The sequence below is a fragment of the Providencia sp. 6390 genome, assembly GCF_058148425.1.
Genome location: NZ_JBYVYL010000005.1, coordinates 130,304 through 152,094 on the forward strand (window position 1 = coordinate 130,304; position 21,791 = coordinate 152,094).

The following is a 21,791-nucleotide window of genomic DNA, read 5'->3' on the forward strand; positions in this document are numbered from 1 at the left end:
TTATATTACACTCTATCCCTACTAATAATGCAGATAGAACCGCTACCGTTAAAGACTGTATAAGCTCATCGGAGATATCCCCAGCAAAGCCCAAAACCAGTAGCGCCATTTAAATTTCATTAAGTGCTGCATGATAAACACAGTTAGTACAAATTGAAAGCCATTTTCGACACTTCGTTTGGCTTTCATTTTGAAAACTCAATGAAATAATTGTCTTTTTGATAAAAATAAGCAACTTAACAGAATTGATAGTGGCCTGACGTTTTTGCCAATTACCCTTCAAGATTCAACCTAAGTTAAATTTATAATTCACATGGTTAAGTCTTATAATGATTTTTATTACACGTAAAATGATAATCAAAACAAATGTTTTATATCTATATATAGATCAGGCTATTTTGCCGTGAAAAATAATGTGTTAATTAGGTTATAGAAAACTCATTAATGACTGAATATTTGATCAATATGAGTCAGGCTGTTTTCATTTAAATTTCATCAACAGATAGTCTTTAACATTAATAACATGTGTTCTTGCGTGACCTGTTGCAAATTTTCACCTTAACAGCAATTTAATATCAATAATATTAATCAATATCATATTATTGAGTCCATTTCATTGAATACAATATCCTTATTAAAAATGGGTATATTATCCGTTTTTACATTATTTATTTCAGTTTTATCGATCACCCAAAATGAAAATTTAATTAGTGATAACAACCGCTCTCATGGAGCTATTTTACTGAATTAATATGTGAGTAAATAACATGCCTAATAAAGAGTTTTTCTATCAAGATCCTTATCCTTTAGCAGAGGATAGCACTGAATATTATCAATTAACTGATAAATACGTTTCGGTACAATCATTTGCTGATAAAGACATATTAAAAATTGAACCTGAAGCCTTAACCGTACTGGCGGCACAAGCCATCTATGACTCTCAATTTTTCTTAAGAACTGCCCACCAAAAACAGGTTGCAGCTATTTTGTCTGATCCTGAAGCCAGTGAAAACGACAAATATGTCGCCCTGCAATTACTACGTAATGCTGAAATTTCTGCAAAAGGGATTTTACCAAATTGCCAAGATACGGGCACAACAACTATTGTGGCAAAAAAAGGCCAACAAGTATGGACCGGCTGTAATGATGCAGAGCAATTATCACGAGGAGTTTATCAGATTTTCCAACAAGAAAATCTACGTTTCTCGCAAAATGCCGCTCTAGACATGTACACCGAAGTTAACACGGGCACCAATCTACCAGCTCAAATTGATATTTTTGCTACTGAAGGTGATGAATATCATTTCTTATTTGTCAATAAAGGTGCTGGTTCCGCGAATAAATCCGCATTATTTCAAGAAACAAAAACAATCTTAGAACCCAGCAAACTCAAAGCATTTTTAATTGAAAAAATGAAAGCATTGGGTACAACCGCATGTCCCCCATACCATATCGCCTTTGTGATTGGTGGTACTTCCGCAGAAGCAACTCTAAAAGCCACTAAACTGGCTTCGACAAAATACTATGATAGCTTGCCCACATCTGGCAATGAGCATGGGCAAGCTTTCCGTGATGTTGAGCTAGAAGAAATACTGTTAGAAGCCACTCGCCATTTCGGTTTTGGTGCTCAATTTGGTGGTAAATATTTTGCCCATGATGTTCGAGTTATTCGTCTGCCTCGCCATGGCGGCTCTTGTCCAATCGGGTTAGCCATTTCTTGTTCCTCTGATCGCAATATTAAAGCCAAGATCAATAAACAAGGAATATGGATTGAAAAAATGGAGCACAATCCCGCGCAATATATTCCTGAATCATTACGCCACCACAATGAAGCTAAAGTGGTGCATATCGATTTAAATCAACCAATGAAAAATATTTTGGCTGAGCTAAGTAAACATCCTGTCTCAACTCGGGTGTCACTCAGTGGGCCACTCATCATTGCGCGAGATATCGCCCATATGAAGCTCAAAGAACGCCTCGATAATGGTGAAGAGCTACCGCAATATTTTAAAGATCATATGGTTTACTATGCAGGACCTGCGAAAAAACCAGAAGATAAAGTTTCTGGCTCTTTAGGGCCAACAACAGGAAATCGAATGGATCCTTATGTTGATCTATTCCAATCTCATGGCGGTAGCATGCTGATGCTCGCAAAAGGCAATCGTACCCAAACAGTCACCGATGCGTGTAAAAAACATGGTGGTTTTTATTTAGGCAGTATTGGTGGTTCAGCGGCGATCCTTGCGCAAGAATATGTCAAAAGCTTAAGCTGTCTTGAATACCCAGAACTCGGCATGGAAGCGGTTTGGAAAATGGAAGTTGAAGGGCTACCTGCCTTTATTTTAGTTGATGATAAAGGCAATAATTTCTTTGAGCAGGTTCAAGATCAAACCTGCAAAAATTGCATTAAATAATTAAAATAGTGGCGGCTAATGCCGCCGCTTCAGACTGCTGACAAACGCATTATGTTTGGCAGCAATCGTTAAGGTTTTGAAATAAATTAAGCCATTCCATGGCATAACGCCTTCCACAAAACACTATTGCTAGTAGTAATTTATTCGTACAATGGTTGAAGCATTGAAGCTTCCCGTTTTTACTGTACTGGCTTTCTTAACCGAAGCATTATAAGTTCGGGTAACTGATGTACTTCCAACCGGTAAGGTGCCAAAAAACTGGAAATAATTAAATTTCACTCGATTGCTTTTATCATCAGTGATAGTCAAATTTGTTCCGTTGCCTAAATCAATCGCATACTCACCATTAAGTTTATCAGTGGTCTCAAAGTTAACATTCATCGAGAAATTATCTAAACATCCTCTTTTCAAAGCTTGCACTTGAAATTGTTTGGTAAACTCTTGGCCCCGATTCAACTCTGTGATCATCATTTGGCCAAAATCGATTTGCTGAGATTCAGGGTAAACTTTAATGTCTGCACCACACTTTAAAAAACGAATGCTACGTAACCCCGAAATGGAATATCTCAGGTTTTTTGCACCGGGCGTTTTATTAATTCCGCCGCTCCCATCAAATTGGAATACTGTAAATTGGTTATCTCCAGGGTAGCTCCCTGATGGCGGAACGACGCCAGTGACCTTAATATACAAGGTAAAAGTGACAGTCACCGTCACACTTTGCCCTTTGCGGATCGGACTAGTCCCTAAATTAACCCGTTGTTCATTTCTTTCTAGTTGCTGCCCTTTATAGTTTGCCCCTAACAATAAACCAGTACCTAATGTTTGTGATGTCGGGTTAAAATACATATGAACAACGTCGACAGCATCTCCTAACACATTATCGCAATAAACGGTGACAGTTAATGGGTTTGATTGCCAAATAATTGAATTTGCAGGCGTATCTGCTGGGATCGCTAATTGTCCAACAGGCACTGCAGGCTTAATCACTACACCTGTACCACTTTCCACACAATCTAAAGCGAATACTTTGGTACTGACAAACATTAACAGCAGCAAAAAGCAGAAACTGCTATATTTGATATATCTGTGTATCATGCGTTATACACCTTAATTAAAGATAGGCAATGCTTAACGTAATTTGTGTTTTAATATTACCTACGGTTAAATCTTTTCGAGGAAGATAGCTTTCTAGCATTGAATAAAGTGTTATTTGCTGGTTATCATCAAAATAAACAGGGTAATTACGATATTCTCCATTTGGCACGGTATTGCCATTTCTATCCATTAAGCGAATGCCGTAACCCTTTAAAAGCGTTTTACCGCCGAATAAGTTGCGATCAGTACTTTCTGTTGGTTCAGAAATAAACATGATCCGCACAATAGGTTCCCTGTCATTGCGGTTAAATGAAGGGAAAATACAGTCATCAAATTTCAATTTAACTTCTTGTTTAGGGCTTCTATCCCCTATTTCATGGAAAAAATTAAGAGAAATTGGCCCTAAATCAATATTCTGATCCAATGATGAAAAACTGATCTTACAAGGTAATGAAACAACTTGACCAGTAAAGTTCAAATCACCTCTCATCATACTGCTATCTGCATAAATATTGCTGGAAAATAGCAGGCAAATAAACAAACTTATTGATGCGTAGCAATTTCTCATCGTCAGTTCCTATTTACTTTCTTTCGCCAATTGGCAAACGGATGCAGCACACTGATATGTCAGCATTTTCATTCCACCATAGTCATCCATATAACCACTGTACAATTGGCTAAAAGGCGTTGCGGGGATCGTGACTGTTTCTTGTGACATTGGCGCTATCATCACACTTTCAAAACCCGGAAAGTTATTAGTTGAATTGCTACTCAAGTACCCCAACGTGACATAATACTTTGTTGGATTCGCAATCACTAAATTATTACCTGAATGGGTATATTTCAGTTCTTTCGCCCATATTTTGTCACTATTATTTTCAATTTGGGCAGGTCGATAAAACATCTTTAGACGGCTTTGAATAGCAATCTGCACCACATTTTCTTTATCGGAAACAGGTGGGATCTCACGAACATTTAAATAAAATAATGACTCTCTGTCTTGAGGTAATTTATCAAGTCCTTCCGTTTTAATAATTTTTATCTGGTTTTTGGCGTTTGGCTCCACTCGTTGCATAGGTGGAAGTACCGTAAAAGGTTCAGAGACTTTGTTACCTTTTTCATCTTCCATCCATGACTGTGCCAAATAAGGCATCGTTTTGCTTTGGTTATTAATCACCAAACTGACGGATTTATCCTGTCCAGGAAAAATAATCCTTGTACGGTCAATATTAATTGCCGCTGATGCGGTTTGCACACTCAGTAATATGAATGCAAGGCAAACAGAGGATTGGTACAATTTATTCATAACACTTTCCTTTAAAGGCAAGGGAGTAAAACTTTATTTTGTTGTTTCTCGGAAAAATTAGTGAAATTCAAACGGCATTGTTCATTTCCAGCAGCCCATTTAACGGAATATTCCTCATCAGGGTTAATGCCTGTCAAATAGACAATGCCATTATCAGCAATGATGCCAACTTCTCTGCCGCTATTTATTTCAACGACACTAGTCCCTAGTGGTGGGTATTTGCCATTTTCTAAACGAACAACAGCTAAAATACGTTTACCTTGATTTGCGCGGATCATTTGGTAACCAATCGCCCCTTCAGTTAGGGTTTTGCCAATGATGTTGTCATTAACATCAACATCATCTGGCAGTGTATTCATATCGATATACACATCTGAATTTGAAAAACTGTTTAAACTGGTTGCCACACCAACCCCAAAACGGTTAGTCACTGACTGACCATTATCAATTGAAATGCCAGCAACATCACCACTATCAATCATGATCCTAGGTTCATTTGCTGTACCATTGCGATGTAAAGCAGCACCATATTTTGTCGCCGTCATCGAACCATACCAACTTCCACCTAACGCCCTATAAGAATTGACGTTATCAGTCCCATTAATATTTAAAACACCGTATGGCGAAGAATATTGATAGCTTCCACTGAGATTTGGCTCCATGCGGCCTAATGCACGCTTATCACCACCCGCACGCAAGCTCCAATAGTTGTTATTAAGGTTTTCACTATAATAGGCAACGGATTGACTTAAACTTTTACCACCATCTGCATATTGCATGTCATAACTGACTGAACCACCGCTCTCCAATGGAATGGAGAATGATAAATAGGCTTGGTTGTCATCCGTTTCCTGATATTTAATTTTATTCAGTGACAATGTTGCCGAAATATTTTTTAGATTTCCTATGCTGAAAATTTTACTAAGACTCATACCAAATGTTGTTGTCGACTCACTATTCCAAAATTGATGATGTGATGCATTGAAATACAAAGTCACATCGAGTGGACTGATATATTGGTTAAATGAGGCGGTATAAACGTTTTTATCACGTCTAAAATCCAACACACCGTTTGCCGCATCAATATACTGCGGCATAGTTAAAAACTCTTTCTCAGAGAATTTATAACCAGCAAAAGTCACTTGCGAATTAGTGGATTCAAAACGTTTGGAGTAATTCAGTCGATAACTGTTACCTGAATAAGTGCCAAAACTTTCCAACCTTGCATTGGTACGCGTGATATCAAATGAGATAGCACCGAATTGGTTCATATTTTGACCAACACCAATGTTAATAGCTTGGTAATCATTATTATTTATTGTTGCGATCAAGCCACCAAATATTGACGTGTTGCTAAATAACCCATAAGACACTTCACCAGCAACAAATCGTGGTTCCACTCGCTGTGAACGCCCAAAAAGGCTTGATTCACCCGCAGAAAACTTATATTGCAACTGACCTTGTCGAGTTAAAAATGGTAATGAGGTCGCAGTCACTTGATAAATTGTTTTACTGCCATTTTCTTCTTCGATGGTAATATCCAACGTTCCCTGTACCGCTTCAGTAATATCCTGAATATTAAACGGGCCAGGCGCTACTCGTTTTTGTTTAATAACACGACCATTCTGTGAAACAATCACTGTTGCATTAGTTTGCGCTATCCCCGTAATTTGTGGCGCATAGCCACGCATAGAAGGAGGTAGCATACGGTTATCACTAAAGAATGATGCCCCAACAAAACGGAAACTATCAAAAATATCCGTTCTAAGATAAGACTCACCTAATAATATTTTTGCACCTAATTCAGGGAGCGCTCTAAAAGCATACAATTGCGTCCAATCAAATCGCTGATTAGTGGTTCCTTGTGAACGATTATATTGATACTGATAATCAGCACGGAAACGCCATGCACCTAAGTTAACTCCAGCGGTGCCATTACTACTTGCGCTGACTGTTTCGCTATTATTTTTGGGTGCAGAATAGTTGGCAAATAAATTGTAATCAATAAATGCGCCAGTTATACCATTTTCCCACTGTGATGGTGGAACCCAATAAGGGTCATCATATTCGAGCCATGCTTGAGGCACCGAAAATAAAATATTTTGGTTTGCCTTATCGAAACGATAGTGAATATCCATTGTTTGAGGCAGTTCAACACACTGATTATTTTCATGTTGCAATATTTCATTCTTAACTTTCTTTTTCAGCGCAAATAACCGCACCATCTCAGGAGTAATACAAAGTGCAGAAGTATCCTTATCAATTTCATTAAATTTAATTAGATACTGCCCCGATAATTTACGGCCATTTAATGTAATGTCAGTGAGATATTCACCAGCAGGAATAAAATCAGGGTTTGAAAATTGGCTGAGATCAATATTGTCTCTATCCTTTGCATCAATAATATTCATATTAAACTCAACTGCATTAGAAACACCTGATACAGACAGTGCTAGCAGAATAGAGAATAATATTTTATTCACTTTAAATTGAGGCGATAAAGACATGTTAATCCCTGTCAAAATAGGTAAACCAATTAAAACAAAAGATGAAAAGTAACAGGCAAATTATTACCTGTTACTTAATACTCTCAAAATAATTTCAATATTATCCAGACGATAAGTAGCCCTTAAACCTAAAAAAATGGGCTCAGTTTAAGTATTTTACTGTATTGATAATAAAATAAATTGGAGTATAACGAGTTAAATTAAAGGTAATTTAATGCGTAAGTTGCTTGAGAGATAATGCTACCTGTTTCAACTTTGCTACCATTCGCTTCAACACGTGCGCTGAAAGTCAGTTTATTAGGGCCAGCAACCATTGGTAATTCAACACTGGTATCACCAACTTTCATGACAGCACCATCAGCGTTAATTAAACGAACACCGACACCCTTAGATGTACCTGTGTTTGCTAACAGCTCAGTTTTTGTTGAATCAGGTGTACCAGAGAAAGTCACTTTAACTTTGCTCACCGCAGGGAACAGAACTTTATCATCAGCATCTTTGACTTCACCTAAGTCACAGTTTTCCAATGCGATAGTATATTGAACACTTTGGCTATATTTATTCCCTGTTTCTAATACTTTATTTGCTACTTGTCCCAAATCGACGTTCACAGTACCATCACCAGGCAGAGTACATGGTGCATTAATCACTTTACCTTTAAAGTTAATAATGCCACTACCTTGATCCACATTTGCTGCATTTGCGATACCAGTTGCAAATGAAGCAGCAATAATTGTAGCTAATGCAATTTTAGATAATTTCATTTTATATTCCTATTTTTAAGAAAGACGACTAACGTACAAACTCCCTAACGATATAAAACCGTTAGGTGGAGCTTAATTTTTATTATGACTATACTCGTTATACTTCAAGTCGCAGCATTGTTGGCGGCGTTTACTCGCACCAGTTACAGTGTTTTCTATGCTCCTAGCGACTCGTTCGCTTGTCGCCTAGCTGCACATCGAATTATTTAAAGTATATAAAACTTTATTAAAAGAAAAATTATAAATAATGATGAGCCATTTTATGCTTCATAGTTTTAGGTTTATTTTCGGTTATACTCTTCGATTCAGAGCAACTTTCAATTGAAAATACATCATCATTAAAAAAAGAAACCAAGTCCGTTTCAAGCGCCTTCGCTAAATTAAGAAGATTATCCAAGGTAATATTACACTCTCCCCTTTCATAGCGAGAAATTTGTTGCTGGCTTACACCGATAAGATCGGCCAACCCAACACCAGAAAGGCCAAGTTTCTTTCTTCTTTTGCGAATTTCTTTACCAACGACCTGGTTTACATTTTTCATTTATTCAGACCCGACCTAATATTAAGCAAACCATAGCATAAATACAAATCAATTAAACTTAACTATGGATAGTTGTTATTTTAAATCTTCCTAATTAAAAGAAACAGCCCAGCTTATAACTATGGAATTTGACTTAATTATAAAATCCATTATTTGAAAGTAAAACTGTTTGTAACGATCGATGCAATCAATCAAATTAGTTAAAACCTATCAAACATACCTATTAAAATATTCTTAAGATTTAAAATAAATTCATTAATAATTTACCAAGTTTACTTGTTTTTATAAAAATAAATTTAAATGCATAACTTTATGATAAATAACATCATTCATTTATACGTATAAAAACTGTAACTATATAAAAAAATACATTAAGCTCTAATTAATAATAAATGCTGGTAACTATTTTAAATAATCACCGATCACCATTGATATATAAAGATAAATTAAAATAAAAATAAAAAAATTTAATTTAAATCACTTATTTTAGATTATAATAATTTTACCATTGACGATGGTTTATTTATTTTATCTGATCTTTACAGGCAGGAAGTTCAGCACTAAATTGATACCCAATAAAGGAGTACAAGAGAAATTAAACACCAAGCCAAGCTTCTTTAGGTACATTTTATATACTTAAGTAACGCTTAGCTGGTTTTAAAACTTGCTATTCTTCATAAATCAGAATGATCCGTTGAGGCTACTAGTATTTCGTTTATTTGACAGTATAATAAATCTTTATAATCAACCGTTTATAACGCCAAATAAGTGTAACAAACTAAGAACGAATGTTTCTATTTGATACTCCTATTATGAATAACCGAAATAAAAAACAAGAAAAAAACGATAATAACCTACGCAATTGATTAAAAAACAGACAATTACTGATAGTACGAAGCAGTTTGCCGCAAAAATTAAAAATCAATCGATGAAATAACAACCATTTTGTTAGTCAATAACTCGAAATACAAACATAAAACACCTCCTTATTTGGCGTTACGTAAAGAAAGAGACTCAGGCTTATCACAGCAAATTACCTTGTTTTTGGAAAGTCGGCAGCTGTCGATCAAATCAGCTCAAGAATCTAATGATATTCAAACCATAATAGCCTTGGTGGCGGTGGCGGCTGGAGTGGGGATCAGCTTATTACCTTATAGCGCTCGACACATTAGTCATCATGATGTTTGCTTTATACCTATTAAAGATCCCCCCCTTTCTCAACATGGCTGATTGATGTGGCTTGGCTTTTATCATTTCCTACCAATTTACAACATATATACTCGTCATACTTCAAGTTGCAGCGGTGTTGACTACCTGCACCTCGAATTATTTAGAGTATAATAACGACCTTACTTGAAGAAACAGGGCATCATTTCAAACCGCTATCCCCTGTTTAAATAGCCGTATTTATCCTATATGACAGGTAAGGAAACTCTGCTATTTATAATACGGACAATGATTTATAAAGGTACGTCTCACTATGCCGAATGGCCTAACTCCAATAAAAATTATTTCATCGGGTATTGCATTGCCTGAAAATAAAATAGAATCATGGCAATTGGATATTAAACTCAACAAACCAAAAGGTTATGTTGCTAAACGTTCCGGTATTGAACATCGTTTCCATGCAAAAGATCATGACTCCCAAGCAGAATTAGCCGCAAAAGCCATACTTCATGCACTAGAAACCCAACAAATTGCCCCACAAAGCATTGATATGTTGATTTCCGCATCGGCTATTTCAGTACAAGCACTACCTTGCACTGCGGCACATATTCTTCAACAGTCCCCTTTAAAACAAGGTATTGCTTGCTTTGATGTGAATGCAAGCTGTGTCAGCTTTATCACCGCACTGCAAGTGGCCGCAGGCTTTCTTGCCACTAGCCAATATCAACGTATTGCTATTGTTTCGGCGGATCTGGCATCACGTGGTATTGATTGGCAAGATCAAGAGTCATCATTGATTTTTGGCGATGGCGCCGCTTGTGTGATCGTCGAAAAAGGGGATGGGACAAGTGGGATAATCTCCTACCACCACGAAACGCATACTCAAGGTATCGAACTGTGTGAGATACGTGCGGGCGGAACACGTAAAAACCCGCGTGCAGGCATGACAGATGATGATTTTTTGTTTCATATGCAAGGCAAAAAGCTGTTCCGTATGGCGTCTTCGCTAGTAGAAGATTTTATGCAACAGGTTTTAACCGATTCAGGGTTACGGCTTAGTCAGATTGGCACGGTTGTTCCCCATCAAGCAAGCCACCTATCTCTTGAGCATATGCGACAACGTTTAGGGGTTAAATCGGAACAATTAATTGACATTTATCGCTTTCGAGGCAATCAAGTCGCGGCGTCGATCCCTTCCGCGCTTCATGAAGCGATTATCAGTGGGCGCTTTTATGGGCAACCTAATGTCATGCTAATCGGTACTGCTGCTGGTCTGGCTTTTTGCTCCATGGTTCTGATCCCATGAAAATTTTAGTTACAGGTGCGACAAGTGGCCTTGGGCGTAATGCCGTTGATTACCTGCTTCAGCAAGGGCATCAAGTAGTAGCTTGTGGGAGAAGCCAAGAAATAGGGGCTTTGCTTTCCCAGCAAGGCGCACAATTTTTCCCTTTTGATCTCGCTAATTTGTCGAATGAAAATGCCAAAACCATGATGGAAGGCTGTGATGCCATTTGGCATTGCGCAGCTTTATCATCACCTTGGGGTAAATATTATGATTTTGCTCGCATCAACTATTATGCAACACAAATTCTAGCTGATACCGCAGGTGAACAACAGATTTCACGATTTGTTCATATCTCAACGCCAGCGATTTATTTTAACTTCACGCATCAACAAGATATTCCTGAATCACAAGCCAATTGTCGTTTTGCCAATCACTATGCAAGCACTAAATATTTAGCAGAAACCGCCATTGCTCGTAGTGTAGCTTACTACCCGCAAACGCGTTATACCGTATTACGGCCTAGAGGGTTGTTTGGCCCTTATGATCGCGTACTTCTGCCACGTTTATTAGCACAAATTAAATCCAGAAACGGCAAACTGATCCTCCCTGATGGTGGTAAAAACGCTTTTGATTTAACTTATGTGGGAAATGTAGTACACAGCATGATGTTAGCAACCACACAAGACAACTTAACCAGTGGTGCTGCCTATAATATTACCAACCAACAACCTCAACCGCTTAGGCTGACATTAGAGCAGCTCTTTAATGAGTTACAATTAAATTGCCAGATCAGTTCCGCGCCATACCCCATGTTGTTTGCACTCGCCACACTACTTGAAGGGATAGCTCATCTTACAGGTAAAGAGCCATTGCTCACCCGTTATAGCTTAGGTGCTGCTTATTTCACTATGACACTGGATAACCACAAAGCCCAACAAGAGCTAGGCTATACCCCTATTTTTAATATGGAAGAAGGGATCCATTTAACCGCACAGTGGCTCAACCAGCAGGAGAGATAATGTTAACTATCCAGCAATTTGAAGTCGGATACTGTACCCACCCCGGCTGTGTGGCACTGAAGGGCGCCAGTTTTAAAGCGTGTAAGTTCCCTGCCAGAGCATGGTTAATACATGATAAAAATCAGCGCTGGTTATTTGATACGGGTTATGCGAACCACTTTTACGATCACACTCGCAATGGGATCATGCGTTTATATCGCACCGTTACCCCAGTCTATTTTGACCCTAAAGATGCACTCATTAACCAATTAGCCAATGAAGGGATCTCTCCCAATGATCTAAATGGCATTATTTTATCGCATTTTCATGGTGACCATATTGCAGGTCTGCGTGACTTCCCAAGTGTTCCAATTCTCTGCTCAGGCGATGGCTGGCAAAAAACCCGTGGACTTACAGGCTTTGCTGCCCTTAAAGGCGCTTTTGTTCGCGGCCTGATCCCTGATGATTTTGAGCCGCGGGCACAGTTTTATGAAGGTTTTGAGGCGGTTGACCTACCTACGGAGTTGCAGATCCTTGGGCAAGGGTTCACGGTTAATTCACAAAAAACACTGTTGATTGTTCCGCTGCCGGGACATGCTCCGGGGCATATCGGCTTATGCGTGCTCACTGAACATGGCTGGATACTGCTGGCAGGAGATGCGGCTTGGTCGCCGACAAACTACCGTGAATTACGCGGCCCGATGGCAATTGCACATATCATCATGGATGATAAACAGGCTTACTATCAAACCCTGAATAAATTACATGAACTTGATAAGCAAAATATTGCCATCCAGTTGTGTCATGAAGGGGAGCTAATGTGATTGTTGCAATGCTATGGCACTATTGGCGTGCACGCCATCGCCATTTTAACGATAGATCTGAGCTTGAAGCCTACCAGCAAAAACAGCTTGCCGCTTTCAAGCACAAAGTACTACGTCATAGCCCCTACTTCAGCGCCTTTATTAATCGCCCTTTAGATCAGTTCCCCATGATGAATAAACAAATCATGATGGATAATTTTGATCAAATGAATACGGCAGGGCTATCCAGCCAAGAGCTATTCCACTGCGCTCAGCAAAGTGAACAATCACGTGATTTTGCACCAAAAGTCGGCAAATACAGTGTCGGCTTGTCCTCTGGAACTTCTGGGCGTCGTGGGTTGTTTGTCGTTAGCCCCCAAGAACAACATATTTGGTCAGGCAGCATGTTAGCCAAAATGCTGCCAAATGGATTATTCAGTGGTGAGCGCGTGGCCTTATTTTTACGCGCCAATAATAATCTCTATGAAAGTGTGAATAATCGTTGGATTTCACTGCGTTTCTACGACTTATATGCTGATTTTCGCCAGCAATTGCTGGCACTAGAACGCTATCAACCATCAATTATTGTCGCGCCCGCTCAAGTCCTGTGTGCAATAGCTCAAGCGATACAAGATCAACATATCAAGCTCAACGTTGATAAAGTCATCTCAGTGGCAGAAGTTTTACAACCTCATGATAAACAACGGTTGCAACAATGTTTCTCTCATGTCGCAGAAGTTTACCAAGCAACTGAAGGTTTTTTAGGTTGTACATGTGCGCATGGCACAATGCACCTTAATGAAGCTTTTTTACATATTGAGCCACATTGGCTAGATGATAGACGCTTTTCACCAATAATCACCGATTTTACTCGCAAGACACAGCCTATTGTTCGTTATCAATTAGATGATATCTTAGTTGTGAAAGATACCCCTTGCCCTTGCGGCGATCCTCAATTAGCTATTGAGCAAATAGAAGGCCGTTGTGATGACCAATTATTACTGCCCGATCATGATGGCAGTTTAGTCACACTGTTCGCAGATCCCATTGCACGTATTATTGTCAATCAATTACCTATCACTGCTGATTTCAGGCTATTTCAGCAAGGCAATCACCTGACATTACAGAGTGAATGCGCTGAACATGAGTTAATGCAATGCCAGAAGCAACTATTGGCCTATTTTACCAAGCAACATATTGATACCAATAAACTTACTTGGACGCTCACCGCTGGATCCATTTTGCAGTCTTTCGCCATCAAGCGCAGAAGGATCACACGTAAAGGTGCTGAATGAATTTTAAAAATATCCTCTTACGCTTGCTTTATTGCCTAATTGGCTGGGGAACAGTCGGCATTGTGTATAACTTTACCGGTAAGATCAGTGAATATGCGACATTACTGTCACCGGGTTGGTTCGATAATGCTGTCGCATACAATACCCATGCGATATGGGCTTATCTCTCTTTTTTCCTATTTATCCCACTTGGTTATCTATTTAGTGCCAACGGTCGTGCACGCCCTTTAATGTTGGCAATGATAGTCTGTGCGTTGGTTTCAGGTGCTGTTTATCTGATGTACCCAACCACCATGCATTATCCAGTTGTTGAATGTATTTCAGCATCTGAGCGAGCACTTTGTGATTTGATGAGTGTCGATAGCCCACAAAACTTATTACCTTCTCTGCATGTCTCATTGACTCTTGTCGTGCTCAATGCATTATGGTCACAACAGCACAAATTTTGCACGGCTATCTATTTACTGTGGGCCATTGCTATCTGCTTTTCTGTTTTAGTACTGAAACGCCACCTATTTATTGATGTGGTTACTGGGGCATTCACGGCAATCGCAGCATTGTATATTGCTCGCTTGATACAAGACCGTTTGCCCATGGAGAAAAATTAAGTGAATGAATTAACTTTTCCAATTATCTTCATGTTACTGGTTGTGACTCTCGAAGGCGTCATCATTGTAAAGACGCAAAGAGGTTCGATCAGCTGGCAAGAATGGGTATTTAACCTCAATTCAGGTCACATCATGCTGTGGCTATTTCGTGGCTTAGAGCTATTTTGCTACGGTTTTGTGGTCAATCACTTTTCATTGGGTGTTGTTGATCACTGGCCTATTGCCTTAGTGTGGGTTTTCACCTTATTTGCATGGGATTTTGGTTTCTATTGGCTACATCGATTACACCATAAATTCCGTTTATTGTGGGCTGTACATGTGGTTCACCATCAAGGTGAACATTTCAATCTCTCACTCGGCGTACGTAATTCATGGTATTCATCATTAACCTCAATTCCCTTTTTTATGGTGTTAGCACTACTTGGCATACCGCTTGATATTTTTATCACCATTTCGATACTGCACTATAGCATCCAGTTTTTTAACCATAGTGCTTTGATACCAAATTTAGGTTGGTGGGAAAAAGTTATGGTCACCCCGCTTCACCATCGAGTCCACCATGTAAAAGAAGGCCATTATTCGAATCGTAATTTTGGCGGCAGTTTTATTTTTTGGGATAAATGGTTTGGCACATTCTCTGAGCTTCCAGATAGCGAGTACCATTATGGTATTAAAGGCGAAGTAGCGACTGAGAATCCTTTCATCGATAATAACCGCCCATTTTGGCGCATATTCAAGGGTAAGCCGCAGTCAATAAAACAAAAAGTTTCACAATATCAAACCAATCAATGGATGCTGGTGTTGGGCACATTATTACTGTTCACATTAGTGATTGGTTATGTGTACTTATATGGTTATGGCTATCAAGGTACCACCAGCCAACAAGTGATACTATTTGTATTACTTGCCGCAGGTACTCTTGCGCTGTCAGGGCTTTCTGACGGTAGCAAAACCGGTCTGTGGGGTTGGTTTGGTATTGCTTCCATATTATTAGTTTGCACACTATTTATTTGGCAATGGCTAACACCATTTTGGCTGCTCTTCACGGCCGCTCTTTGGTTGCATAGTCTACTGCTACTGTTAGGAATTGGTCGACAGCCTGAGCAAGTTAATCATGCGCCCTGATCCACTGAGGCCGCTTGGCTATCAACATCGCCTTGATCAGCAATTTCGTCAAGCGTTGATGAATGCAGCAAACCACTATTTGCAACGACGCAACGACCATCGTTTTGCTGATGGGCGGTTTTACCTGAAAAGTATCTTACTGATTGGCTGCTGCTTAGGGAGTTATATCGCAGCATTGTGGCTAAGTACTGCATGGAGTTTTTTGGTATTTTACCCACTATTTATCTGTTTTGCCTTGCTGCTGGCAATCAATCTTGTTCATGATGCCTCCCACAATGCGATTTTCAAGCAGGCAAAAGCTAATCGTTGGCTCAATTTTTGGGTCACGATCCCTTTAGGCCTCGACCCTGAATGTTGGCGGGTAAGACATATTATTTTCCATCACGCTCACACCAATATTCGCCATTACGATTTAGATATTGAAGAAAATTTTGTGTTGCGACAAACGCCTTATCAACGTTGGTATCCTTTTATGAGAGCGCAACATCTTTATTGGCCACTGGTTGCTGCATTAACTTTTCCAGCGCTAATTTGGTTATTTGATTGGTTAGATCGCTTTCACTTTACGCGTGTTGCTCCGCATATGCGCCATCAAGGACAACGCGGTATCATCGCATTTTTATTCGCAAAACTACTGCATATCATTGTTGCGATTGTCATTCCATTCTATGCTCTCGCCGATAAAAACATAGGTATTGGAACGCTATTGTTGGTCTACTTGTTGAGCCAAATGTTTGCCTCTCTAATATTTGTTGTATTGATCTTAGGAACCCATTGGGCAAAAGCCACATTCTATACCCCGCCTGATCAAGGCAATATGCCACATGGATTTTATTACCATACCTTCTCAACAACCTATGATTGGCACACCACTCCCCGTTGGTTAACGTATTGGCTGGGTGGCTTGAACTTACATCTAACCCATCATTTATTTCCAAACTGGAATCATCGCCATTATCAAGCCTTAGCGCTGATTATTGAAGATACCGCTAAGCAATTCTCAATGGATTATCATTGTATTTCGTCTAAAGAATTGTTTATTTACCAGCAGCGATTCTTGAAGGAGATGGGGCAAGGCAAAAAACATTAACCTTTATATATTGCAGTTGGAACTGTCATAGCCTTAATGAATATTTCAATTGTTCCAGTAACTCATCGATATACTTGATCACTAAAATACTGGCCTGTTCCATCGTAGCTAAATGCGTTTTTAGATTTTCATCATCCGCTCGCCGATAAGCCGCTAATGCTTCTTTACCCGAATGATGAACTTTAGCATGCGGTTCTTCTAGTTGGGCAAACCCTCTAAGATGGCTATAGTTTCTACCTGACTCGCCATAATACCAGCAACCTAAACGGCACTCTGTGTGGCTATTAATCGCTGATGCCATATCTTGTTGCAGTATCAATTCATAAACTTTGATTTTCCAAATAATATGATCAAGCTTAACCGTATTGAGGAACTCTTGAGTGGCGATAAAACGGATCATTTCAGACATATAGGTCGAGCTTTCAATCACTTCAATTAATAATTCACGAGATTGTTTAGCTGCACTATGGATGCTATGAATGGCTTGATTATTCTTTTCTATACTCGAATTAACGTGACTAGCATGCTGATTTATTTCTTGGGTCAAAGTCGTAATATTTTTGGCTTGATTTTGTATTTCGGATGATAATTTCTTAATTTCTTGAGAGATAACAGCAAATCCAGCGGCTTTCACACCGATATGAGCCGATTCAATCGCCGAGTTTATTGCCACTAAGTTAGTTTGCTTTGATAGGCGATCGATACCATCAATATTTTCATGTATACCATTTAAAACCGTCAGCAGTTCTTCAATATAATGACTGCTTTCACCTGTCTGTTGCTCAATTAAATCGACAAGCTGTAACAGCTGTTCCATTCTTTGCCGAGCAAGCTGGTTTTTATGCGTCAGCTCATCAATGGTCGATAACTCTTGCATAAGGTTCTGACTGGATGACAATAATGAATTACGAATAATTTCTATAGCGTTAGTGCCTAATAAAAAATTTTGCCATAATAAATCGGCATGTTGCTCTAGCGTATTCTCTACTTTTTTAGCTTCTGCCTTTGCTTCAGAAGTATCATCTGTTTCACTGCCTTGATCTGAAGTGGCGGTAGTTGCCATTTTGCCTTTTAATAGGCCATATAACTTAAGCTTAATTCCACGTAATAAGTACATTTTTGCCATAAATATCTCGCTCTAAAGAGTCTAATCCATAAGAGAGATATCGGCATCATAAGTATAATATTTATATTTTTTAGCTTTAAATGAGAGATAAATACAGAAAAAAAATAAACCGCAAAGATTTAATCTCTACGATTTATTTATAGTAAGAATGTTATATTAATACGTATTAATTAATAAAATCATTCTACCTATCTACCACAATATTTTCATTGACGATTTCATCACCGCTATTACCAACCATTTGGGCGAATTTTTCAATAGGGTCTGTTTTCAATGCATAGAGCCTTTTTAACGCAAATGGGTTATCACCTAAGCGAACTTTACCTTGAATAGTTGTCACCGCAAGATGTAGACCCGCTTGTTTTGCCGCTACCATCGCAGTTTGGTTAAAACCACCGAACGGATACGCTAAATAACGTTGCTCTGGCTCAAACTTTTGTAGCACCCGCATTGAATGCTGGAAATCAAGAAAAATAGTATGTTCTTTGCGACTAAAAAGAATTGGGCTATTACGATAATCCAACTTATGTAAAAAATGAGTGTGTGACTGAATATTAAAGACATCTTGGCTATCTTTAATTTCTTGTTTACTCATAAATTGCAGTCCATCTGGTGCCCATTTTTGAGGAACCGTTTTGATGCGCGATGAGATAACAAATAAAGTCGCCTGCTGCTGATTATTTTTTAAAATCGGATATGCATAACGATAAACTGACTTTAGGCCATCATCAAAAGTCAATACTACCGATTTAGCGGGTAGATTGACCGATTTATCTAAATAACCTTCAATATCTTCCAATGACAATGTTTGATAACCTGCTTCTTTCAAATAATTCATTTGAGTTTGAAATGCTTCAACTGAAGTAGTGGTCGAGGTATGTTGAAATTTTTTATTTTCACTGTCTCTTAATAGATGATGATAAGTCAGGATTGGGATCCCTTTATCCATCTCAACATCATCTAATTTGATATATCCTAGACGATCACCCAAGCGAATGATCAACCATGCTAGCTTTTCCCCGTCTTTTTCTGTTTTGATCATACGATCTAACACAGGGTAACGTAAATTACCTAATAACATGGCGATTGGCTTGCTATTTTCTTTAGCTGAGCGATAAACCAGCGTATTTTGCGTGGTCAGCAAATAATCATAAATGGGATTATTTAAGTCATTCAACCGGTCATCGACAGGGTTCAAGCGTGGCTTTTGCGTCGATATTGCGTCAACATTTACATAAGCATAATCATTACCAAATTGCATCGGCCGGTAATCACCCGCAGGGCTATATAAATAAAAACCATGATCTGCGTAAAGTTCTGCAACCGCCTTCATTTCACCAGCAATTGGTGCAAAAATAGTTTCATCTTGTTTGACTTGCAAAAGTGTTGGTGGGATATCAGCAAGCCGCCAATCTTCAGTGCTTTGCGGCGGCACTTGCGCATATGCTTTCGATAACAATAACAATATAAAAACAACTAATAACATCAACGACTGATTACGCATACCCTACCCATTGTGACCATCGAAAAAACGGTTTATTTTAAACCTAGTTTCCATTTATCCCTATAGCTAGTAGAAAAAATAGTCTAATCCAGACTTCCCTCGTTTTCTTTAAATTAGTCTATACTCTAAATAATTCGAGATGCAGGTAGGCGACAAGTGAAGATAGACGGGGAGCATAGATAAACACTGTGACTCGGCTAGCTGAACGTAGTCACTTATTCCTCAACAAAAAGCGCTGCATCTTGAAGTATGATGAGTATAACGACATGTATATTTCCCATCAGTTGTCATAGCCAATAAAACGTTCTGACTCCAATTTATTGGCATTATTCTTAAACATGACAATAACAACACCAAAAATTATCGTGAAACGATAATTTTTTTCTTTACTACAATAATTTTTTATTGTAATTTGATAATCAACGCACTAACGCAAAGTCTCTATGTGGATAAACTGAAATGAGCAACAGTAAGAAAAAATTATTTTTTTATTCTAAATCAGTCGCTTTCATCATTTGGATAATGGCAGTCTCTGACCTAGTTGTTGATTACTATTTTTGGGCAACCCGAAAAGAAGCGATGTTATATGGAATAATAGATAGTATTGATCCGACTTTGTTAGAAAAGAATATAGAGCTAAGTTCTATCAGCGTCATATTGCTCATGTTACTTACACATATTCCTATTTTAATTTCATCTATAAGTCTATTTTTCGTTGGTTATTTCTTTTTTGAGGCATCAAAAGGCGAGATTTGGACACAAAGAAACATCAAAACACTCTTTATTGGAGGAATATTAGCTGTCATAACACCTATCATGAATGGCATGTTAGGATCACTAACAAGTTTAGCATTATCAATAAGCTTACCCCCTGGTGAACGTATCTTTGTCTTTTATTTAGGGTTTTCTTTGAGTGCAATGCGTGAGATAATTTATGCTATTATGATCCTCTCTCTTGCACTAATAATGAAAGAAGCTAAAAAAGTTAGTGATGAAAATCAACAGTATATATAACTATGCCGATAATAATAACTCTAGACGTTTTAATGGTTGAGAAAAAAATAAAATCAAAGGATTTAGCTTTAGAGCTGGGGATCACTGAGGCAAACTTGTCCTTGCTCAAAAATGGGAAAATAAAAGGAATTAAATTTTCGACGCTAGAAAAACTCTGCGAGATTTTAGATTGTCAGCCTGGAGATATTATTAAATATACTTAACTATCCATTAGGTTTACTACAATGAAGATAGTTAACCATAAAAATGATTAATCATGAAATGATAGTACTGAAGAATAATCCATCACTTAATATATATCAACAAGTTATATAAGGAACCATGTTATTCAAGCACATGATATAATTAAATGGTAAGGTTACTTTAAATATCATAAAATAGCATAACATCAATATTATTTGAATATATATAAGTATGAAATATGAAAACAAAATATTTTATTTCCATACTATTTTTATACTTTATTTACTATGCTTTAGGCAGTTATATTTTAAATTATAACACCTCAAGCCATATATCAAATGGCTGCATTATATCTTATTTAAAAAAAGAAAATGAATTTAAACAATTCCATTTCTTAATGGAAAAGTTAAATAACATAATTGAAAAAACATTCACTTACAAACATTTAAATTAATTAAATTTTAATTGACCATTATGCCTTTCATAGCATAATAAAATTAAGCAACTATCATATTTAAACCTAAATTAACATGAGACATAAGTTATGGTTAAATTCCTATTTACTTTTATAACCTTTTTTATTTCAGTCAATAGCTTTGCTTTAAATAAAGAATTAAGTGATAATTTCTTTGGAGATGAATTTAATAAGTATAGTTTTAGTTTTCATAATGATAGAAATTCAATTTCCAATGAAAAAAATCGTGAACTCTTTACATCTAAGTCATTATCATCTGACTCGATGGAGTTTAAAACAACACAATCAAAAAACTTTAATTTTAATGGGAATACCAGTAACCAAGATTACCGACAGTATCTTAATGACCGACAAGAACAGTTTTATCAAGGAGGAACTCGAGCACTAAACCACGCTTCAGATGGATTCGAAATAACATTTCCATTCTATTAAACATCAAATCAATGTGCTTTATTGAGTCCAAATAAGCAGATTGCTAGAAAGGTAGTCAT

General features: G+C 37.9%; 20 protein-coding genes. 12 read left to right on the plus strand and 8 right to left on the minus strand.

The window, feature by feature from the left end:
• Window positions 1-767: 767 nt before the first annotated feature.
• Window positions 768-2,414: a fumarate hydratase gene (locus tag AC3Z9T_RS12200; RefSeq protein WP_490126398.1), complete on the plus strand. Its 1,647-nt coding sequence runs from the start codon at window positions 768-770 to the stop codon at window positions 2,412-2,414.
• Window positions 2,415-2,543: 129 nt separating this feature from the next.
• Here the strand turns inward: AC3Z9T_RS12200 and AC3Z9T_RS12205 are convergent, their stop codons facing one another.
• The 6 genes from AC3Z9T_RS12205 to AC3Z9T_RS12230 form a co-directional block, all read right to left on the minus strand.
• Window positions 2,544-3,509 carry a fimbrial protein gene (locus AC3Z9T_RS12205; protein ID WP_490126399.1) on the minus strand — a complete coding sequence of 322 codons (966 nt, stop codon included), beginning with the start codon at window positions 3,507-3,509 and terminating at the stop codon, window positions 2,544-2,546.
• Between the two features lie 16 nt (window positions 3,510-3,525).
• A complete protein-coding gene (locus AC3Z9T_RS12210) occupies window positions 3,526-4,077 on the minus strand; it encodes a fimbrial protein (protein WP_490126400.1) in 552 nt (183 codons plus the stop codon).
• A gap of 9 nt (window positions 4,078-4,086) precedes the next feature.
• Window positions 4,087-4,815 (minus strand): fimbrial biogenesis chaperone, encoded by a 729-nt coding sequence (locus AC3Z9T_RS12215; protein WP_490126401.1) that lies wholly within the window; start codon window positions 4,813-4,815, stop codon window positions 4,087-4,089.
• Window positions 4,816-4,826: 11 nt separating this feature from the next.
• On the minus strand, window positions 4,827-7,322 hold the full coding sequence (locus tag AC3Z9T_RS12220) for a fimbria/pilus outer membrane usher protein (RefSeq protein ID WP_490126402.1): 2,496 nt from the start codon (window positions 7,320-7,322) through the stop codon (window positions 4,827-4,829).
• 200 nt (window positions 7,323-7,522) lie between these two features.
• Window positions 7,523-8,086: a fimbrial protein gene (locus AC3Z9T_RS12225; RefSeq protein WP_490126403.1), complete on the minus strand. Its 564-nt coding sequence runs from the start codon at window positions 8,084-8,086 to the stop codon at window positions 7,523-7,525.
• Between the two features lie 238 nt (window positions 8,087-8,324).
• Window positions 8,325-8,627, minus strand: a complete 303-nt coding sequence (locus tag AC3Z9T_RS12230; RefSeq protein WP_490126404.1) for a helix-turn-helix domain-containing protein — start codon at window positions 8,625-8,627, stop codon at window positions 8,325-8,327.
• A 945-nt stretch (window positions 8,628-9,572) separates the two neighbouring features.
• On the opposite strand from AC3Z9T_RS12230, the gene AC3Z9T_RS12235 reads away from it, so the two are divergent.
• The 8 genes from AC3Z9T_RS12235 (at window position 9,573) to AC3Z9T_RS12270 (ending at window position 16,998) form a co-directional block, all read left to right on the plus strand.
• Window positions 9,573-9,857 carry a LysR substrate-binding domain-containing protein gene (locus AC3Z9T_RS12235; RefSeq protein WP_490126405.1) on the plus strand — a complete coding sequence of 95 codons (285 nt, stop codon included), beginning with the start codon at window positions 9,573-9,575 and terminating at the stop codon, window positions 9,855-9,857.
• A gap of 250 nt (window positions 9,858-10,107) precedes the next feature.
• Complete coding sequence (locus AC3Z9T_RS12240; RefSeq protein WP_490126406.1) at window positions 10,108-11,100, plus strand: 3-oxoacyl-[acyl-carrier-protein] synthase III C-terminal domain-containing protein; 993 nt, start codon at window positions 10,108-10,110, stop codon at window positions 11,098-11,100.
• Window positions 11,097-12,098 (plus strand): NAD-dependent epimerase/dehydratase family protein, encoded by a 1,002-nt coding sequence (locus AC3Z9T_RS12245; RefSeq protein WP_490126407.1) that lies wholly within the window; start codon window positions 11,097-11,099, stop codon window positions 12,096-12,098. Before AC3Z9T_RS12240 ends, AC3Z9T_RS12245 begins: the two co-directional genes overlap by 4 nt.
• On the plus strand, window positions 12,098-12,901 hold the full coding sequence (locus AC3Z9T_RS12250) for an MBL fold metallo-hydrolase (RefSeq protein WP_490126408.1): 804 nt from the start codon (window positions 12,098-12,100) through the stop codon (window positions 12,899-12,901). The genes AC3Z9T_RS12245 and AC3Z9T_RS12250 overlap by 1 nt, the downstream gene beginning before the upstream one ends.
• A gap of 8 nt (window positions 12,902-12,909) precedes the next feature.
• Entirely contained in the window at window positions 12,910-14,175 is a 1,266-nt protein-coding gene (locus AC3Z9T_RS12255; RefSeq protein WP_490126612.1) for a F390 synthetase-related protein, read from the plus strand.
• Window positions 14,172-14,783: a phosphatase PAP2 family protein gene (locus AC3Z9T_RS12260; protein WP_490126409.1), complete on the plus strand. Its 612-nt coding sequence runs from the start codon at window positions 14,172-14,174 to the stop codon at window positions 14,781-14,783. The genes AC3Z9T_RS12255 and AC3Z9T_RS12260 overlap by 4 nt, the downstream gene beginning before the upstream one ends.
• Entirely contained in the window at window positions 14,784-15,908 is a 1,125-nt protein-coding gene (locus tag AC3Z9T_RS12265) for a sterol desaturase family protein (protein ID WP_490126410.1), read from the plus strand.
• Entirely contained in the window at window positions 15,898-16,998 is a 1,101-nt protein-coding gene (locus tag AC3Z9T_RS12270) for a fatty acid desaturase family protein (protein WP_490126411.1), read from the plus strand. Before AC3Z9T_RS12265 ends, AC3Z9T_RS12270 begins: the two co-directional genes overlap by 11 nt.
• Window positions 16,999-17,023: 25 nt before the next feature.
• Here the strand turns inward: AC3Z9T_RS12270 and AC3Z9T_RS12275 are convergent, their stop codons facing one another.
• Complete coding sequence (locus tag AC3Z9T_RS12275; protein ID WP_490126412.1) at window positions 17,024-18,124, minus strand: methyl-accepting chemotaxis protein; 1,101 nt, start codon at window positions 18,122-18,124, stop codon at window positions 17,024-17,026.
• Between the two features lie 184 nt (window positions 18,125-18,308).
• On the minus strand, window positions 18,309-19,628 hold the full coding sequence (locus AC3Z9T_RS12280; RefSeq protein ID WP_490126413.1) for a polysaccharide deacetylase family protein: 1,320 nt from the start codon (window positions 19,626-19,628) through the stop codon (window positions 18,309-18,311).
• Between the two features lie 459 nt (window positions 19,629-20,087).
• Between AC3Z9T_RS12280 and AC3Z9T_RS12285 the strand changes: the two genes are divergently transcribed.
• The 3 genes from AC3Z9T_RS12285 to AC3Z9T_RS12295 all read left to right on the plus strand — a co-directional run bounded on the left by AC3Z9T_RS12285 (window position 20,088) and on the right by AC3Z9T_RS12295 (window position 21,732).
• Window positions 20,088-20,642: a hypothetical protein gene (locus AC3Z9T_RS12285; protein WP_490126414.1), complete on the plus strand. Its 555-nt coding sequence runs from the start codon at window positions 20,088-20,090 to the stop codon at window positions 20,640-20,642.
• Window positions 20,643-20,644: 2 nt separating this feature from the next.
• A complete protein-coding gene (locus tag AC3Z9T_RS12290; protein ID WP_070925360.1) occupies window positions 20,645-20,845 on the plus strand; it encodes a helix-turn-helix domain-containing protein in 201 nt (66 codons plus the stop codon).
• Window positions 20,846-21,369: 524 nt separating this feature from the next.
• Window positions 21,370-21,732, plus strand: coding sequence for a hypothetical protein (locus AC3Z9T_RS12295; protein ID WP_490126415.1), 363 nt, complete (start codon window positions 21,370-21,372; stop codon window positions 21,730-21,732).
• Window positions 21,733-21,791 lie beyond the last annotated feature (59 nt).

Bases quoted from the DNA above. Each gene is read 5' to 3' on its own strand.
- AC3Z9T_RS12200 (WP_490126398.1), top strand. From the start codon at position 768: ATGCCTAATAAAGAGTTTTTCTATCAAGATCCTTATCCTTTAGCAGAG.
- AC3Z9T_RS12205 (WP_490126399.1), bottom strand. From the start codon at position 3,509: ATGATACACAGATATATCAAATATAGCAGTTTCTGCTTTTTGCTGCTG.
- AC3Z9T_RS12210 (WP_490126400.1), bottom strand. From the start codon at position 4,077: ATGAGAAATTGCTACGCATCAATAAGTTTGTTTATTTGCCTGCTATTT.
- AC3Z9T_RS12215 (WP_490126401.1), bottom strand. From the start codon at position 4,815: ATGAATAAATTGTACCAATCCTCTGTTTGCCTTGCATTCATATTACTG.
- AC3Z9T_RS12220 (WP_490126402.1), bottom strand. From the start codon at position 7,322: ATGTCTTTATCGCCTCAATTTAAAGTGAATAAAATATTATTCTCTATT.
- AC3Z9T_RS12225 (WP_490126403.1), bottom strand. From the start codon at position 8,086: ATGAAATTATCTAAAATTGCATTAGCTACAATTATTGCTGCTTCATTT.
- AC3Z9T_RS12230 (WP_490126404.1), bottom strand. From the start codon at position 8,627: ATGAAAAATGTAAACCAGGTCGTTGGTAAAGAAATTCGCAAAAGAAGA.
- AC3Z9T_RS12240 (WP_490126406.1), top strand. From the start codon at position 10,108: ATGCCGAATGGCCTAACTCCAATAAAAATTATTTCATCGGGTATTGCA.
- AC3Z9T_RS12245 (WP_490126407.1), top strand. From the start codon at position 11,097: ATGAAAATTTTAGTTACAGGTGCGACAAGTGGCCTTGGGCGTAATGCC.
- AC3Z9T_RS12250 (WP_490126408.1), top strand. From the start codon at position 12,098: ATGTTAACTATCCAGCAATTTGAAGTCGGATACTGTACCCACCCCGGC.
- AC3Z9T_RS12255 (WP_490126612.1), top strand. From the start codon at position 12,910: ATGCTATGGCACTATTGGCGTGCACGCCATCGCCATTTTAACGATAGA.
- AC3Z9T_RS12260 (WP_490126409.1), top strand. From the start codon at position 14,172: ATGAATTTTAAAAATATCCTCTTACGCTTGCTTTATTGCCTAATTGGC.
- AC3Z9T_RS12270 (WP_490126411.1), top strand. From the start codon at position 15,898: ATGCGCCCTGATCCACTGAGGCCGCTTGGCTATCAACATCGCCTTGAT.
- AC3Z9T_RS12275 (WP_490126412.1), bottom strand. From the start codon at position 18,124: ATGGCAAAAATGTACTTATTACGTGGAATTAAGCTTAAGTTATATGGC.
- AC3Z9T_RS12280 (WP_490126413.1), bottom strand. From the start codon at position 19,628: ATGCGTAATCAGTCGTTGATGTTATTAGTTGTTTTTATATTGTTATTG.
- AC3Z9T_RS12285 (WP_490126414.1), top strand. From the start codon at position 20,088: ATGAGCAACAGTAAGAAAAAATTATTTTTTTATTCTAAATCAGTCGCT.
- AC3Z9T_RS12290 (WP_070925360.1), top strand. From the start codon at position 20,645: ATGCCGATAATAATAACTCTAGACGTTTTAATGGTTGAGAAAAAAATA.
- AC3Z9T_RS12295 (WP_490126415.1), top strand. From the start codon at position 21,370: ATGGTTAAATTCCTATTTACTTTTATAACCTTTTTTATTTCAGTCAAT.